General features: G+C 60.4%; 19 protein-coding genes and 1 pseudogene. 3 read left to right on the top strand and 17 right to left on the bottom strand.

What is annotated here, in order from left to right; genetic code table 11:
* Window position 1: 1 nt before the first annotated feature.
* From ACM3N8_RS01800 to ACM3N8_RS01775, 6 genes are all read right to left on the bottom strand, one after another.
* A complete protein-coding gene (locus ACM3N8_RS01800; RefSeq protein ID WP_348684975.1) occupies window positions 2-688 on the bottom strand; it encodes a phage virion morphogenesis protein in 687 nt (228 codons plus the stop codon).
* Window positions 685-1209, bottom strand: a complete 525-nt coding sequence (locus ACM3N8_RS01795; protein ID WP_416015367.1) for a phage tail protein — start codon at window positions 1207-1209, stop codon at window positions 685-687. Before ACM3N8_RS01795 ends, ACM3N8_RS01800 begins: the two co-directional genes overlap by 4 nt.
* Window positions 1206-1667: a head completion/stabilization protein gene (locus tag ACM3N8_RS01790; RefSeq protein WP_335845031.1), complete on the bottom strand. Its 462-nt coding sequence runs from the start codon at window positions 1665-1667 to the stop codon at window positions 1206-1208. Before ACM3N8_RS01790 ends, ACM3N8_RS01795 begins: the two co-directional genes overlap by 4 nt.
* 114 nt (window positions 1668-1781) lie before the next feature.
* Window positions 1782-2510 carry a terminase endonuclease subunit gene (locus ACM3N8_RS01785; protein ID WP_416015366.1) on the bottom strand — a complete coding sequence of 243 codons (729 nt, stop codon included), beginning with the start codon at window positions 2508-2510 and terminating at the stop codon, window positions 1782-1784.
* Window positions 2511-2513: 3 nt separating this feature from the next.
* Window positions 2514-3566: a phage major capsid protein, P2 family gene (locus tag ACM3N8_RS01780; protein WP_416015365.1), complete on the bottom strand. Its 1053-nt coding sequence runs from the start codon at window positions 3564-3566 to the stop codon at window positions 2514-2516.
* Between the two features lie 9 nt (window positions 3567-3575).
* Window positions 3576-4418 carry a GPO family capsid scaffolding protein gene (locus ACM3N8_RS01775; protein ID WP_416015364.1) on the bottom strand — a complete coding sequence of 281 codons (843 nt, stop codon included), beginning with the start codon at window positions 4416-4418 and terminating at the stop codon, window positions 3576-3578.
* 175 nt (window positions 4419-4593) lie between these two features.
* Between ACM3N8_RS01775 and ACM3N8_RS01770 the strand changes: the two genes are divergently transcribed.
* Genes ACM3N8_RS01770 through ACM3N8_RS01760 form a run of 3 tightly spaced genes read left to right on the top strand, consistent with a single transcriptional unit; the run spans window position 4594 to window position 7732 of the window.
* Entirely contained in the window at window positions 4594-6408 is a 1815-nt protein-coding gene (locus tag ACM3N8_RS01770) for a terminase large subunit domain-containing protein (RefSeq protein ID WP_416015363.1), read from the top strand.
* Window positions 6405-7421: a phage portal protein gene (locus ACM3N8_RS01765; protein ID WP_416015362.1), complete on the top strand. Its 1017-nt coding sequence runs from the start codon at window positions 6405-6407 to the stop codon at window positions 7419-7421. Before ACM3N8_RS01770 ends, ACM3N8_RS01765 begins: the two co-directional genes overlap by 4 nt.
* 59 nt (window positions 7422-7480) lie before the next feature.
* Window positions 7481-7732, top strand: coding sequence for an ogr/Delta-like zinc finger family protein (locus tag ACM3N8_RS01760; protein WP_098982207.1), 252 nt, complete (start codon window positions 7481-7483; stop codon window positions 7730-7732).
* Between the two features lie 161 nt (window positions 7733-7893).
* On the opposite strand, the gene ACM3N8_RS01755 is transcribed toward ACM3N8_RS01760, so the two are convergent.
* The 11 genes and pseudogenes from ACM3N8_RS01755 to ACM3N8_RS01705 all read right to left on the bottom strand — a co-directional run bounded on the left by ACM3N8_RS01755 (window position 7894) and on the right by ACM3N8_RS01705 (window position 14121).
* Entirely contained in the window at window positions 7894-8268 is a 375-nt protein-coding gene (locus ACM3N8_RS01755; RefSeq protein WP_416015361.1) for a hypothetical protein, read from the bottom strand.
* Window positions 8269-9258: 990 nt separating this feature from the next.
* Window positions 9259-9740 (bottom strand): annotated as a pseudogene (locus tag ACM3N8_RS01750) (hypothetical protein).
* Window positions 9741-9742: 2 nt separating this feature from the next.
* The gene (locus ACM3N8_RS01745; protein WP_416015360.1) at window positions 9743-12019 is read right to left on the bottom strand and encodes a replication endonuclease; all 2277 of its coding nucleotides are present in this window, start codon (window positions 12017-12019) and stop codon (window positions 9743-9745) included.
* Complete coding sequence (locus ACM3N8_RS01740) at window positions 12016-12273, bottom strand: hypothetical protein (RefSeq protein WP_042871646.1); 258 nt, start codon at window positions 12271-12273, stop codon at window positions 12016-12018. The genes ACM3N8_RS01745 and ACM3N8_RS01740 overlap by 4 nt, the downstream gene beginning before the upstream one ends.
* Window positions 12270-12572, bottom strand: a complete 303-nt coding sequence (locus tag ACM3N8_RS01735) for a hypothetical protein (protein WP_290042512.1) — start codon at window positions 12570-12572, stop codon at window positions 12270-12272. The genes ACM3N8_RS01740 and ACM3N8_RS01735 overlap by 4 nt, the downstream gene beginning before the upstream one ends.
* Window positions 12569-12778 (bottom strand): hypothetical protein, encoded by a 210-nt coding sequence (locus ACM3N8_RS01730; protein WP_042871650.1) that lies wholly within the window; start codon window positions 12776-12778, stop codon window positions 12569-12571. Before ACM3N8_RS01730 ends, ACM3N8_RS01735 begins: the two co-directional genes overlap by 4 nt.
* A complete protein-coding gene (locus ACM3N8_RS01725) occupies window positions 12775-12972 on the bottom strand; it encodes a hypothetical protein (RefSeq protein WP_290042511.1) in 198 nt (65 codons plus the stop codon). Before ACM3N8_RS01725 ends, ACM3N8_RS01730 begins: the two co-directional genes overlap by 4 nt.
* Complete coding sequence (locus tag ACM3N8_RS01720) at window positions 12969-13142, bottom strand: hypothetical protein (RefSeq protein WP_290042510.1); 174 nt, start codon at window positions 13140-13142, stop codon at window positions 12969-12971. The genes ACM3N8_RS01725 and ACM3N8_RS01720 overlap by 4 nt, the downstream gene beginning before the upstream one ends.
* A 2-nt stretch (window positions 13143-13144) precedes the next feature.
* Window positions 13145-13408 (bottom strand): helix-turn-helix domain-containing protein, encoded by a 264-nt coding sequence (locus tag ACM3N8_RS01715; protein ID WP_290042509.1) that lies wholly within the window; start codon window positions 13406-13408, stop codon window positions 13145-13147.
* A gap of 2 nt (window positions 13409-13410) precedes the next feature.
* Entirely contained in the window at window positions 13411-13599 is a 189-nt protein-coding gene (locus tag ACM3N8_RS01710) for a hypothetical protein (protein WP_226172936.1), read from the bottom strand.
* Window positions 13600-13665: 66 nt separating this feature from the next.
* Window positions 13666-14121 (bottom strand): hypothetical protein, encoded by a 456-nt coding sequence (locus tag ACM3N8_RS01705; RefSeq protein ID WP_290042508.1) that lies wholly within the window; start codon window positions 14119-14121, stop codon window positions 13666-13668.
* Window positions 14122-14127: the final 6 nt, after the last annotated feature.

The following is a 14127-nucleotide window of genomic DNA, read 5'->3' as shown; positions in this document are numbered from 1 at the left end:
GTTATTTCCCCTTCATGCCTTGCTTGTTGACGTCCCAGCCGTAGTTGATGCTTTGCAGCGCTCGGGCAAAGGCCTGTTCGCGTTGCTTGGTGTTGGCGCCCAGGAACGGGCGGGCTGGCAGCTGGATCTCCCAGCTCTCTTTGACCGGTTCATCCTTGAGCTTCTTGATCAGCAACCCTGCCTGGGCGTAGTTGAGGTTGCCCGTTATCCAGCCCAGCGAGGCCGAGCGGTATGCCCGTTTGCGTTTGCCCGGGCGCTTGAACCCCAGCTCGCGCAGCTTGCGGGCTTGTGCCTTGCTGGCCTGCTTGTTCTTGCCGCCATCGCTGGGGGCAATACGGCGCCGGCTGATTGCCGTCACCTTGTAGGTGTGCCCCTTCTGGTGGGTGTTGGCGATGACCCCGGCGTGGGCGCTCATGGTGCCCTTGGTGAACCCCAGCTCTGCCACGTCCTGGCGGGGCTCGCGGATCTGCAACAGCTTGGGCAGGCCACGCAACATCTTGCGTTTGCCCCGCTTGCGCGGCGCCCACGGCTGGCCGTTTGGGTCTTGTTGCTGGCGCACGTTACGGGCTGCCAGCTTCTTCATCTCGTTGGCTGCTCGCCACACCAGGCGCTTGCGCTGCTTGGGCGGCAGGGCCAGCAGGTTGAGCTGGTCTTTGCCGCGGCGAGTGTCCAGGGTGATGGTGATCATGACTGGCCACCGATCTGGTGATGGCCGGTATCACCTACGTTCAGGTTGATATGGTCGGCCACCCAGATGTCGTAGGGGGCCACGTTCCAGCGTTTGCTGTCCCAGTTGATGGGGCCCAGCTCGTGCTCAACTAGGCGCAGCGGCTCGGTGAAGGGGAGCTGGATCTCAAGGTCAGCCGTCCTTTCATCGTTCGGGGTGACGGCGTACTCGGGGTCGTCCAGCTCGAACCGCTCGCGGAATTCGTCATGTTCCTGCACCCAGGCAGCGACAGCGGCCAGCACGATGGCGGGATCCAGCTCGCGAAACGGCAGCTGCTCGATGGTGAACACCGCCTGATAGGTGAGCCATGCCACATCCACTCCTGTGGGGCCCATGTTCTTGGGCTCCAGCCGGATGGTGCCGTTCTCCATCCAGCTATCCAGCGTCTTGTGGCACTTGGCCGGCAATACCCGCAACAGCTCGGCGTGGAGCGCCTGCAGGAAGTAGCCCTGGGCCTGCTGCTCGTTCATGTCGTTGCTCATATCAGCGAGACTCCCGCCCGGCGCTTGCCCTTGATGCTGCGCACCAGCTGCTGACTCTCTGCCAGCAGTTGGGCGCGTTGGTCTGGCGAACGCTCTACCTGGTTGTTGGCGGTGGCTCGTTCGGTGACGCTGGCGAACTCGGGCAGCAGGGCGGCCTTGGCGCGGGCAAAGACGGCGGCCAGATACTGCTCTGTCAGCGCATTGGTGCCACCTTCCAGGCTGGGCCCGGGTACCTCGGCGGCGGTGGTGTAGCCCTTGCCCAGCAGCGTGGCCTGATGGCTCGCAAGCTGCAGGTTGATTTCAGAGACGGCGGCGAGCAGGGCGGCGCCGGTGGTCTGGGTATCCAGATCGGCAGGCACGGCGCGGCGGCGCTCGAAGTCAGCGACGGCCACGTCCGGCCAGAACCCGTCATTGCGGATAGTGGCGGCGCTGTAGTCGATGTCCTTGCCTGCAAACATGGCGTGCCTCGCTGGTTGGTTGAAATGGGGCACCCCTGTAGCCACGCAATTGCCGCTGGGTTAGCCAGAGGCTGCCCATGGCATTCGCGCCGGGGTGCGGTGGCGCGGAGAGTCTTATTGCTCCGGATTGAGCGCCCGCAGGCGCATGGCAATCTTTTGGCGCAAGGTGCCGACGCCCACCTTGCCGTGCAGCTTGTCGGCCTGGGCCAGCCAGTGATCGGCTTGCTCCAGGGTGGTGCTGTCGCCCACGGCGCTGGGGCGGGGCTGGCCGTCGTGGTCACGTAGCAGCAGGCAACCGGCCGCCTTGAACCACTTGGCGGTCAACCGCTCGTTGAGGCGCCAGTCATTGCGCACCTTGTCGAACACCCGGGAGAACCAGGGCTCGACGGCATGACCCTCGGCGGACTGCTTCTCGGCCCACTCCAGCACGGTGTCGGCCACGAAGTGGGCCCAGTCCCGCTTGATGTTGTTCGGGGTGCGCTGCCCCTGAGCAATGGCGAGCTCTGCCCAGGCAATGCCTGCGTCGAAATCGCCAACGTCAAAGGCCCAGATGATGAGGCGCTGAAACAGCTCGTTCTGGTAGGGCTGGCCGGACTCACTGACGGCGGCCAGATAGCGCTCCACATAGGGGCGGTACTTGGGCATCAGCTCATCGCGTTTCATGTTCACCCGATCCCCAATGCGAGCCAGTTTGCGCAGCCGGACAATGTCCTGTTCCAGGGCAATCAGTTGCAGGTGCAGGCTGTCCGCCACCGCGCCGGTGGCCATGCCAGAGCAGGCGGCCTGCTCGGCCCCCTGCATGGCTTGAACGCGCTGCTTGTGACGTTGACCGGGTGAGCTCATGTCTTAGGCCTCGGGCGCTGCTGGTGCGGCGCCGATCTCGATGTCGGCCTCTTCAAAGCCGCCATAGGCCAGGTGCTCGCCCAGGGCATAGCCTTCCATGCGCCAGTACTGGTTATCGAAGCACTTGCGATCCTGGTTATCCTCGGCCTTGCGGTTGCGCGTACCGCGCTGGGTGTAGCAGTGCAGGTTGTCCAGGGTGGTGACCACCATCCGCTTGCCCGGGAAGAAGGGCGGGATGTAGGCCTTGCGCCCGGCGATGGACTCTGCCAGCTTCTGGGCGGCGATCTGCTCGCTCGGCTTGGTGGCTTCGCTGTAGAGCTTGGCTTGGGCCGCCGCCACCAGTTCGGTACCGACCAGCACCACCAAGCGCGGGTCTTGGCGGAACAGGGGATCGATGGTGGTGTTGATAAGATCGGAGGCCATCTCGTCCAGGGTCTTGTAATCGCCCTTACCGTCCGGGTCGAAGTGGATTTTCTTGCCGGCCCCGGCCTTGATGATCTGGCTGCCGCCGTTCCACTCGCGGGCGATCTGATGCCAACCCTTGTTGACATCTTCACCCAGCGGATGAGCCTCGGGGTCGGTCGTCTCTTCGGCAGAGACGCCGTTCCAGCCGACCCGCAGGATGTCGAGGGCGAATGCGGTGTTGATGAACTCACCGACCAGGCGGATGAACTCACCCTCGCTACCGGCGTTGGCCCAGACGCACAGGGTCGCCCAGTCGAGGGAGGCACACGAATCGGTCTCGGTCAGCTCGTAGGTGTTGCCAGCTACGCCGATCTTGCCGTTGAAACGGCCATTTTTCTTGCGGCCGGTGAACAGCTTGCCGATGCCGACTTGCACCACCTGGCCCTTGATCTGGTCCACATCCATACAGGTGATGAGACCGAGGAACTCGACCGAGGCGAGCAGGCCCGCGCGCAGGCCGGTTTCCACCGGGCCACTGATGACGCTGAACTGTTTGTCCAGCACGTTAACGGGGATGCCATAGGTCTTGGCCAGGGCAGCGCTGTATTTTTCGAGGCGCTGACGGGCCTGGACGGTTAGGGTCTGACTCACGGTCGCTCCTTAATATGCGGTGGGGGTATCGTCACCGCCGAGCTCACCTGGGCGCTGGCCCGGCACTTCAACGGAGAACTTGTCGATCTTGGCGGTCAGTTCACTGAGCTGGGTTTGCAGCTGGTTGAACTGCTCGGTGGTGACGCCGGGTTTGTCTTCTTTTGCCGGGTCGATGACCGGGGCCGGTTCGGTCTCCGGTTTGGTTTCCAGCTTGGCGCTGAAGGCATCGATCTTGGTGCCAAGGCCTGTCAGGGCCCCCAGCATCTGATCGAACTGTTCTGGTTTCATTTCCTCATCCTCGGATTGGCTGGGGGTGGGTTGGGGGTCGTGCTCGCCATGGCTGGACAGCAGGTTGAACAGCTTTGAGAGCAGGCTGTCGGGCTTCTCGTGCTTGGGCAGCTTGAACATGGAGAGATCCAGCGGTTCGCTGGTGCCGATGGTTTGGCCCTTGCTGCTCTTGCTGAACTTGAGATGGGTGGTGCCGGTGCTGGCTGGCTGGTCGGTGACGCCCAGGCCAATCAAGTAGGTTCGGCCCAGATCGGCGAACTGCTCGAACGGTTCGATGGAGCAGAACTGGTACTGGCCGCTTTGGTTCCAGTAGACGAGATCCCGGTTGGGGCAGAGGACGGCGAACAGTTTGAGCTTGCCGTCTACCTCTTCGGTCTTGAGGGCCTGCACGGTGCCATAGCTGGACCAGCGATCATGCTCCGGCCAGATGACGGCGGTGTAATAGGTCGGGTCGTAGGTCTCGGCCATGTCGACCAGCCATTCGCGGGTGATGTCTCGGCCGTCCACCGCTTTGCCTTCGGTAGCGATACAGACAAAGCCAGTTCTCAAGGTTGATTCGTTCATGCCTGCTCCCAATTGATACGGGCTCAGGCTATCGGGTCGGGAAGGGGTATTCATCCGGTTGTGTTCGGGGGGATTCGGATCCAGCGGAATATCCGAATTGCTCAGAACATCAGTGGGATAAGTCGGGGGAGGGGGCTGGCTATGATGGCGCCATCATTCACCTGATGGAGGCGCTGTGGCGTATCCCGAAGAGATCCGCAATGCCGCGCGGGGACTCTACCTTAAACGATGGACACCCCAGGAGATCAAGGACGAACTGGGTCTGAACTCCTGCCGCATCATCTACTACTGGGCCGAGAAGCTCGGCTGGCGTGACCTGCTGACCGATGAGGCGGTGGAGGATGCCATCGCCCGCCGGGTGCAGGTGTTGCTGCATCGGGAGAAGAAAAGCCCGGGCGAGCAGGAGGAGCTCGATCGGCTTATCGGCCACCATGTCAGCCTCAAAGAGAAGGCGCTCAAGTGGGCCGAGCGGGAGCAGGCAATCAAGGCCCAGAGCGAGGAAGGCCGCGAGCCTTCGCCCGAACGTGGCAGGCGGGGCCGAGGTGGTCAGGAGGGTGGCAGCCTCAAGGGCGGCAAGAAGGGCAAAAATGAAGTCGGTCACCTGACCGAGGCCGATTTCGCCGAGTGGTTGGGTACCCTGTTTGGCTACCAGCTGCGCTGCCGCGAGGCCAAGAACGACCCGGCCTTGCCGCGTACCCGTAACATCTTGAAGTCGCGCCAGATCGGCATGACCTACTACTTCGCCGGCGAGGCGCTGGAAGATGCGGTGCTGACAGGTGGCAACCAAATATTCCTGTCCGCCACCCGAGCCCAGGCGGAGGTGTTCCGCTCTTATATCTGCAAGATTGCCCAGACCTTCCTTGGCGTCACTCTGACCGGCAACCCCATTGTGCTGTCGAACGGGGCCGAGCTGCACTTCTGCTCTACCAACTCCAACAGCGCCCAGTCCCGTTCCGGCAACGTCTACATCGATGAGTACTTCTGGATCCCCAACTTCGAGAAGCTGTCGGACGTGGCCAGCGCCATGGCGACCCAGAGCCGCTGGCGCAAAACCTACTTCTCGACCCCATCGAGCAAGGTTCACGAAGCGTACCGGTTCTGGACCGGGGATCGCTGGAAGGGTCAGCGCCCGAGCCGTGTGGCCATCGACTTCCCTGGTGAAGATGAGATGCGCGATGGCGGTCGGGTCTGCCCCGATCGCCAGTGGCGCTACGTCATCACCATCGAGGATGCCCTACGCCTTGGCTGCAACCTCATCGACATTGAGGAGCTCAAGGACGAGTACCCGGAGGAGGTGTTCGATCGCCTCTACATGTGCCGGTTTATCGATGATGCCCTGTCGGTGTTCAAGTTCCAGGACATGGAGCGGGCAGGGGTGGACCCGACCAGGTGGGAGGACTACAAGCCCGGGCGGCCTGACCCATTCGGTCGGCGAGAGGTATGGATGGGCTATGACCCGAGCCGCACCCGCGACAACGCCACCCTGGTGGTGGTTGCCCCGCCCACTGTTGCCGGCGAGCGATTCCGGGTGCTGGAAAAGCACTACTGGCGTGGGCTCAACTTCCAATATCAGGCGCAGGAGATCGAGCGGATCGCCAAGAAGTTTCGGGTCACGTATCTGGGGGTCGATGTGTCCGGCATTGGCTCAGGGGTCTATGACCTGCTTAAGCCGGTATTCAAAGGGGTGTGCCACCCCATCAACTACAGCATCGAGAGTAAGTCGCGGCTGGTACTCAAGATGATCGACGTGGTGGAGGCCAACCGCATCGAGTGGGACAGCTCGGATCGGGATATCCCGCTGGCGTTCCTTGCCATCAAGCGCAGCACCACCGGCGGCGGCCAGATGACGTTTCGGGCCGCCCGCGACAATGTGACCGGACACGCTGACGTGTTTTTTGCCATCGCCCACGCCGTGGCCAACGAGCCACTCGATACCAACCGCAAACGCAGATCCACCTGGACAACCAGCGAAGTTAAGAAGGCAGCATGACCAAACAACAGCAGCAACCGGCCGAGGTGGCCACTCCAACCAAGAGCGGAACGGTAGCGTTCAGCATGCCGGAGGCCATCGACCCCACGGCATGGATGACCGATTACACCGGGGTGTTTTACAACCCCTATGGCGAGTATTACCAGCCGCCCATCGACCGAAAGGGGCTGGCCAAGGTGGCGCGGGCCAATGCTCACCACGGGGCCATTCTGATGGCGCGGCGCAATATGGTGGCGGGCCGCTTTACCAATCAGCGCAGCACCGTCACCGCTTTTGCTCACAACTACCTGCAGTTCGGGGATGCGGGCCTGCTCAAGCTGCGCAACGCCTTCGGCCAGGTGGTCGGGCTGCACCCGCTCTCGAGCGTCTATCTGCGCCGGCGCGAAGATGGCTGCTTTGTTTACCTGCAGCAGCAGGGCAAGCCGAACCTGATTTACCGGCCGGAGGATGTGATCTGGCTTGCCCAGTACGACCCGGAGCAGCAGGTCTATGGCATGCCTGATTACCTGGGTGGCTTGCAGTCTGCCCTGCTCAACCAAGACGCCACCCTGTTCCGCCGCAAATACTTCCTCAATGGCGCCCACATGGGGTTCATCTTCTATGCCACTGACCCGAACATGGACGATGACACTGAAAAAGAGATGAAGGAGATGATCGCCAACAGCAAGGGAGTGGGTAACTTCCGTTCCATGTTCGTCAATATCCCGGAAGGCAAGCCCGATGGCATCAAGCTGATCCCGGTGGGGGACATTGCGACCAAGGACGAGTTCGCAGCCATCAAGGGGATCACCGCCCAGGATGTACTAACCAGCCACCGCTTTCCGGCGGCGCTGGCCGGCATCATCCCGACCAATGGCGGGGGAGGACTGGGGGATCCCGAGAAGTACGATGCCACCTACGCCCGCAATGAGGTGCTGCCTTTATGTGAGCTGCTGCGGGATTCCATCAATGGGGCTGGACTCCCTCGATCCCTTTGGGTCGATTTTCGGGAAACTGTTGGCGCCACTGTATAAACAAACAGTGTCTGATGTGGCAAAATAGTGCGTTGATTTATATGAGAATGGGGGGCGTGATGCGGGTTTATTGCAAAGTGTGTGGCCAGCGTGGCCGCATAACCAAGACCAATCGACTGAGCGATGATGTCTCTGATCTCTATTGCCAGTGCACGGACGCCGAGTGTGGCCATTCTTGGGTGGCCTGTCTGTCGTTTGCTCATACCCTGAGCCCGTCAGCCAAGACGACAAACCAGCTGGTGCTAAGCTTGATGGGGTCGCTGACGCCAGAGGGACGGCAGTTGGTTCTGGAAGGACTGGGGGCGCAATAGCGCCCCCAGTTGTTTTTCCCTATTCATTCGACACAGTCATACATTACTCGTGTGACCTTGTCGCGACCTAACGCCCGTAAGAATGGTTTGGGTGTGATGGTGGCATTTTACAAAAATGGTGACCGCTCGCCCAAGTCCGATTAATTATCGTTTATTATATTTCACTTCAATAGCGTCGTAACCATTTGGAGTGTTTGAGGATTGGTTGCGATACTTATGAGGTTTGAAATCAGCGTAGATGTATTCAAAGCCCCCACCCCAAATTTACCCCATAAATTGCTGTCCTTTATTACACTCTCTTTTTTATTTTCTGGAACTGATCGAATAGCAATTAACAAATTGGCCAACTCTTTTGGATCAGTATCTATAGGAAGGCCAAACCGCTGCATAATACTGCCATGTTGAATGATGTTTATGCCTTGACCGCCATTACCTTCTGCAGTTACGTGACTTATTTCTATGTCGCCAGCACCTTCGACCCGAATCCCATCCCTGCCATTTCCTGAAAAATTTCCACCTATAATTTTTATCGACATAGCTTGTTCCTATTTAAAACATAAGTGTGATTAGATGGAAACCGGTATTAATCCGATAACAGAGTCTTTCGTATAACACCGCTCCATCCTCATAACTGACACTGAAAATTTATTTTTAGATCATGATATTGCCAGCCTATCTCTGCTGTCTAGCGGTATTCGCTTGACCCCCCAGTATTTTGGCTCTACTTGTGCTGCTGTGCAGAAACAGCCAAAGAGTGGCAATGGAAAGCTCCACCAAGCCTCGTCTTTGTGAACAAGTCAGGACTGTGATCGAGGCGACCCGTATCACATGGTGTAGATGGCCAAGATGTAGGGCGGCGGAACGAGAGGGAAAGGAGATGAGGGGCCTTCTGGTAAGCATACCAGCAGGCCCTGAGCGATGTTCACGGAAAGTTGCTGGTCTAGCATGACGGGACAAAACGCGCAGCGGCGCTCTTTCTTCAGGTCACGCTGTGGTTACAGAGCCAGGGTTTTGTGGCCCTGGGTGTGTCAGCAAGTGTATTAGCCGTCGAAGGCGCCACCACACCCTCCGGCAGTGGGCGGTGGCAAGTCTAGCCGGCAAGCACCCTCAGTTGCTCCTAATATCTCTCCCAGTCGCTGCGGATCAGGGTACTGATGTACTCGTCGGCGGTGTAGGGATCGCCACCTTGTTCCCGCAGCCGACATGGGTGGCCAGGGGCTTCCGCTCCCTGCCGAGAGTTTGGGCTCGGCCCGCTGGATACACAGTGCGGCCTGACGCTGGCGTTCTTTCTGTTTGCGCTTGGTGGCTGGGTTCAGGCTTCCCCCTGCTTGGCCACCACGGCATCGGCCTTTGCTCATATGCGCCAGCAACCGATCGATACAGTCACCTGGGCATAGTTGATTGTCGGGTAGTGATAGACCACATGCATCACCGTCCCTCCTGATTTTGCACCAGATCCAATACTTCCCTGGTGGTGCCCAATCTATTGATCTCGTCACCTAGTACCGGATTTTTGCGAGGGTTTCTCATGATTGTGCTCCTGCCTCAATTTTACGTTGGTCAGCCACTACCTGGTGCAGTGCTGGCTGGTACCTTGGGTTGAGCTGCTCGGCGGCGCCGGGGTTGGTGCGATCGATTATGCTGCCCAGTGCGATGAAGAGAGTGCGGCCGGTGATGGCGCACCGGATGGTGCCACTCTGATCGATGGCCACGGGGGTGAGCCCTTCAACGATATGGTGGCGGCCAACAGTGCGGCCATCGGCTGTTGGCACTGGCACGGTGGGGCGGTTCACTCTGGTCTGATACGGGGTCGGCACCTCGGGGGCGATGGCCAGCAGGGCCAGCGATTCGGGGCGAGGATGGCGCAGGCCACGGCCTGCTGTTTGCCCTGCAGCATCCCCACCCACTGGCTGATTTCCTTGGCTGGCCAGCGCTGCTGCAGGATGCAGGTCACCCGATTATCCAGGCTGCGGTACTCTTCCCGGCTGACGCTCTGTTTGCTGTTCATGTTCATACCCACTCCTCGTTGTAGTTGTTCTGTTCCTGCATCCACTCCGGGGTGTCCAGCCCCTCCAGCACCCGCCACATCTCTGACTGATAGGGCTGCGGCAGCATCTCGATCCAGCGGTGTGCCCCGGCGTGGCCTTGTGCTAGGTACACCTTGCCGCAAAGCTCAACCAGCATTGGCCACTCCTGGTCATCAGCCGGGATCGCGTATTCATCCGCTTCGGCCTGTTCGGCTTGCTGCTGGCTATCGGGTATCCAATCCGGCTCGCTTGGTAGCGATCGACACGACTGCAGCTGACCGTTCTCAAGCCAGAGGGTGAAACCGTCAGCGGTGACGTTGGCACCTGCCCACAAACGTCCAATAGAGAAGGGTGATAAACCCCATTGCTCTGCCATCAACTGATCCGCGAACGCCGCAGGATCCGGCCGCGTACAGTTATTGTCAGAGCTCCAAGGAGCCGGGCTGTCGCCCGACTGAACTTCAACACCCCGGCCCGACGCTCCGGCGGCCTTGGTGGCCTCATGGGTGCCTGCGGGCACCACTTCCCACCCTTGCAGGCGGGTCTTGATCCCTAAGCGTGCAGTGTGCAGTCCCATCAGGCGCTTGATGTCTTCGCCGTAGCAGTTGGCCTGCTCCTCGATGAGGTGGGCCAGTTTGATGGGGTGCTCGGCCCGGGTGGCCAGAGCGCCACCCATGGCGTGGAGGTAACAGCGAAAAATGCCGTTATCCGCGGCGTAGCGGGCCGCCTCAAAACGCGGGTCTTGCAGCACTGGCTTGGGTGGTCCCACCAGATCGCCGTGCTTCTTGGCATTGCTGATGCGGCGCAGCTCGCGCCATACCCCGACCGGGGCACCGCCTATTTGCTGGAAGGTACGGATCCCCCACCAACTGGCCCAGGCAACCGCATGCATGGCCGCTTCATTTGCGGGGGCATCAGCTTCTTCATCGTCATCCAAATAGGCACCATCAATGTTTTTGGCGATGTACTTGGCGATATAGCCTGCCGCATCGCCTTTGGTTGGATCGATCTCCTCCCAGTCAAAGCGCGGAGTGAAGTCGGTATGAGAGGGGAGCCCCTTTGGATCACGGATCAACTCTGCACGGTCATGGCTCAAGGCATACCGCTGCAGAGTACTGATCACCCGCCATTTGTCGGCAGGGCGCATAAACAGCAGCAAGTGCCAGTGTGGGGTGCCGTCGTGGTGAGCTTCGCAAACGCGAAAGCCATAAACAGGTGCATCGCCCCGTTTGAGGGCCGCGCGGGTCAGGCTCCACAGCTTGGCTAGATAGGCGCAGGTTTCGCGCGGTGTGGCACCCTCGTATTTCTCATTTTCGACTGTCTTGCCATTGCGGCCAGTCTTCCAGGCATGGAAGCGGGAAGGGGCTGTCCAGGTAAAGAAGACGCCCACATGGCCCTGCTCCTCGGCGTAGTCGCTGAAACCCCGGGCACGCACCATCATCTCGTTGCGGCGGTTGACTGGGTTGGCGTTGCTGGCCTCCCAGCAATCCTTCATCGAGATCACCAGATCATGCTTGGTGTTCATCACCTCCGATTCGGCCAGCCAGCGCATCATGGCCCGTTTACGCTCGCGCACCACCTTCATGGTGGCGTTCGACACATAAGCGGACACTCCTTTGCGCACCTTGCCGAGTAAGATATTGATGTGCTCTTGCAGACGGTCCCAGGTGCGGTTGATCCGCTTCTCCCACCACTTGGCCGAGAGCAGGCGCACCATCACGCTCAAGATCCAGTTATCGCGCACCTCCTCGGTTTTGAACTCAGGCAGATCTCCAATGAACCCCCACTGGTCGGCCGGTTGGCGAATAGCTTCCCAGGTCAGCAGCAGATCCGGCTCCTCGCCGGCTTTGATGCCTTGCTCGATGTGGCGCCAGATCGCGGCTGTCTGGTTGGCGAACAGGTGGGCGACACGCTTGCGCCCCTCTTCATCGCGCATGGTATGCGGGTCGACCGGGATCGCCTGGATAAGGCCTCGCACCCACTTGGTACGCTCACGCAGCCAGATATTGGCGTTGCGGCAATTGCGGCTGGTGCCATCTTTGCGACGGCGCACGTACTGCTTGAACAGGGTCAGAGTGAGCTGTTGTGACAGGCCATCAAGCAGCTGGATTGCCCAGACCAGATCGCTCTGGCCCGGGGTACCGATAAAGACGGGGCCAAGGGCACTGAGGTCGAGGTGGGGCAGGGCGTTGGCAAGGGTATCGATGCGCTGCCGCAGTGTCCGTTTGGACAGCGGCAGCTTGGTGGTGTTACGGGTCATTGGGCAGTAGTACCTAGCAGCGAGTTGAGGGCGCAGCGGTGGCCCTTGATCACGAAGGAGGAGTGAGCGCAGATGCGACGGGCCGCCGCGCACTGGCGCAGGGTCAGCGCTATGGTGGCCCTTGGCCGTGGCGAGAGTTGGCGGCACTCAATGAGCAGACGCTGGTAGCCCTGCAGGCGCGCACTGGCGCCCCGCAGGTCTTCCCACCACCACCCCAAGTCCCGCTCCATCATTGATATCAGGCGGTAGTTCATTTGATGGTTTCCCCTAGGCCGTGCATGGGCGATACATCCGCCCACCAGTTCGCAATGGTGGTCGCTAGCGTGGCTTCACCACTGCCCAGCGCCAGCCAGTACAAGGAGCGGATTGCGCCCAGTGCCAGCAGCTCCGCCACCTCGCCGTTCTCCGGGGCGATGAGGTATTCGCCCATCGCCGCTTGCCAGTGCTTGGTCAGCTGGCTTACCGGTGCCGGTGGCTGCATATGGACTGGGCCTGCTTCACCGCAGCCCGCATTATCAGCAGAGGCCTCCAGCTCAAACAGGTCAGCTGTCATGCCTCGTCCCCCATCACGGAATCGTCATCCAGCAGATCTTCCTGCTTGCTGGTCACGATCAATTGCACCTGGATGTATTGGTCGCCCGAATAGAGCTCCCCCAGGGCGATGCGGTTCTCCTGTTCGCCGCTGGCCAACAGCTCGGTCAACAGCGGCAACACGGCCAGTTCGGCCCGTTGGGCGATATGAATGGCGTCAATGCTCATGCCGGCTCCCTCCGGTTCATTGCGCAAAACAGCTGATGCCAGCGCAGGTTTTGTTGGGCTTGAGCTCGAAGGGAATTCCCCTCCGAGCCACGGTAGAGATCAGAATGCCGGGTATGGCCCTGCAGCCGGGTCGACAGCTCATGCAGGGCGGCGATGGCCGCCTGCGGATGGATGTGGTTAAACAGACCTTTCATGCGATCCCCTCCACGATGCGGATAGAGCCAGACGTCAGACGCTCCATGTGGGCGTATCCGTGCTGGCCGCGCAGCCAGGTGGTGCCGCAGTTGATGCAACCGCGGCTGGCAAGGTAGGCACTGGCGGCCCTGATGGTGGGTTCGGTGTGGGGAGTGATAACGGCGGCCATGGTCAGGCCTCTGCTATCTGGTTGGGGGCTTGCCCGGTCAGCAGCCAGTCGATGTGCTGTTTCAGGTCTGCATGGTTGGCAATGAGCAGGAACAGGCCACCACCAATCTCGCGGTAGCCCAGCTCGTAGTTCTTGAGCGTGGTCGGGGGAATATCCAGCATCGCGGCAAACTTGGGGCGGCTCAGAGCCAACCGCTCCCGCAACTGGCGCAGGCGCTTGGCGGCATGATGGTTGAGCAGGTTGATTTGGGTCGGTTGTGCGGTCATGGTCAGGCTCCTTGTTGAGCGGTGCAGGGGTTGATGCGGTGAAACAGAGAGGCCCAAGCCAGGGCGGTGGAGCGCTCGATAAGCGCCACTCCGTCCGGGTGTTGGCTAAGACGGGTGCCATACCGGCCCGTCAGCTTGCGTTGCTGGATGCGAAGGTTGCGCAGGGCGCAGGGGATCGCTAAAGTTGTCATGTCGACTTCCTGTGGAGGTTGTTGATAAGGGCCCGCTTGGAGTTACAGCTCCGTAATGCGGGCTTTTTATTGCCCGATGGGTCGCGGGCCCTGTTGTGTCATCTGGTTTGCGGCCAGAACGGCTTGTTTCAGTTCCAGTCTTTTCGTTCTCTCCCTCTTCAATCTCTCGATATCGCTAACCGGTTTTCTCACCGGTGCCGGGTGCCATACTTTGCTGTCACAGCCGCCACGAAATTCCCCTTGATAATCCAGCGCCAGTACCGCCAAGCGGATTGCCTCGCGCTGCGAATGTGGCAGGGTGGAAAGAGTCGCAGTCATCAGCTGGCCGCGTGACTGACGGGCGATGGTGCAGATGGCGGCCTTCTTGGCTGAGCTGATAGCCAGCCAGTCGGTATCCAGACTGGAGCGGGTCTTGCCGAAAATTTCACGCAGCAGCATGCAGCCCGCGGTGTTCATGGCGACCTGTTCCGCTGGCGTCAGCCCGGCGAGGTTGCGTTGTTCTGAATCAATGTGTTTTTGCATGGGATC

Source organism: Aeromonas sp. A04 (assembly GCF_047780465.1).
Lineage (GTDB): Bacteria > Pseudomonadota > Gammaproteobacteria > Enterobacterales > Aeromonadaceae > Aeromonas > Aeromonas bestiarum.
The sequence above is the reverse complement of the archived record's forward strand: the minus strand, read 5'-3'. Positions and strand labels throughout refer to the sequence as shown.

What these genes read in the sequence shown, in the direction of transcription:
- ACM3N8_RS01800 (WP_348684975.1), bottom strand. Translation starts at nt 688, where the DNA reads ATGATCACCATCACCCTGGACACTCGCCGCGGCAAAGACCAGCTCAAC.
- ACM3N8_RS01795 (WP_416015367.1), bottom strand. Translation starts at nt 1,209, where the DNA reads ATGAGCAACGACATGAACGAGCAGCAGGCCCAGGGCTACTTCCTGCAG.
- ACM3N8_RS01790 (WP_335845031.1), bottom strand. Translation starts at nt 1,667, where the DNA reads ATGTTTGCAGGCAAGGACATCGACTACAGCGCCGCCACTATCCGCAAT.
- ACM3N8_RS01785 (WP_416015366.1), bottom strand. Translation starts at nt 2,510, where the DNA reads ATGAGCTCACCCGGTCAACGTCACAAGCAGCGCGTTCAAGCCATGCAG.
- ACM3N8_RS01775 (WP_416015364.1), bottom strand. Translation starts at nt 4,418, where the DNA reads ATGAACGAATCAACCTTGAGAACTGGCTTTGTCTGTATCGCTACCGAA.
- ACM3N8_RS01765 (WP_416015362.1), top strand. Translation starts at nt 6,405, where the DNA reads ATGACCAAACAACAGCAGCAACCGGCCGAGGTGGCCACTCCAACCAAG.
- ACM3N8_RS01760 (WP_098982207.1), top strand. Translation starts at nt 7,481, where the DNA reads ATGCGGGTTTATTGCAAAGTGTGTGGCCAGCGTGGCCGCATAACCAAG.
- ACM3N8_RS01755 (WP_416015361.1), bottom strand. Translation starts at nt 8,268, where the DNA reads ATGTCGATAAAAATTATAGGTGGAAATTTTTCAGGAAATGGCAGGGAT.
- ACM3N8_RS01745 (WP_416015360.1), bottom strand. Translation starts at nt 12,019, where the DNA reads ATGACCCGTAACACCACCAAGCTGCCGCTGTCCAAACGGACACTGCGG.
- ACM3N8_RS01740 (WP_042871646.1), bottom strand. Translation starts at nt 12,273, where the DNA reads ATGAACTACCGCCTGATATCAATGATGGAGCGGGACTTGGGGTGGTGG.
- ACM3N8_RS01735 (WP_290042512.1), bottom strand. Translation starts at nt 12,572, where the DNA reads ATGACAGCTGACCTGTTTGAGCTGGAGGCCTCTGCTGATAATGCGGGC.
- ACM3N8_RS01730 (WP_042871650.1), bottom strand. Translation starts at nt 12,778, where the DNA reads ATGAGCATTGACGCCATTCATATCGCCCAACGGGCCGAACTGGCCGTG.
- ACM3N8_RS01725 (WP_290042511.1), bottom strand. Translation starts at nt 12,972, where the DNA reads ATGAAAGGTCTGTTTAACCACATCCATCCGCAGGCGGCCATCGCCGCC.
- ACM3N8_RS01720 (WP_290042510.1), bottom strand. Translation starts at nt 13,142, where the DNA reads ATGGCCGCCGTTATCACTCCCCACACCGAACCCACCATCAGGGCCGCC.
- ACM3N8_RS01715 (WP_290042509.1), bottom strand. Translation starts at nt 13,408, where the DNA reads ATGACCGCACAACCGACCCAAATCAACCTGCTCAACCATCATGCCGCC.
- ACM3N8_RS01710 (WP_226172936.1), bottom strand. Translation starts at nt 13,599, where the DNA reads ATGACAACTTTAGCGATCCCCTGCGCCCTGCGCAACCTTCGCATCCAG.
- ACM3N8_RS01705 (WP_290042508.1), bottom strand. Translation starts at nt 14,121, where the DNA reads ATGCAAAAACACATTGATTCAGAACAACGCAACCTCGCCGGGCTGACG.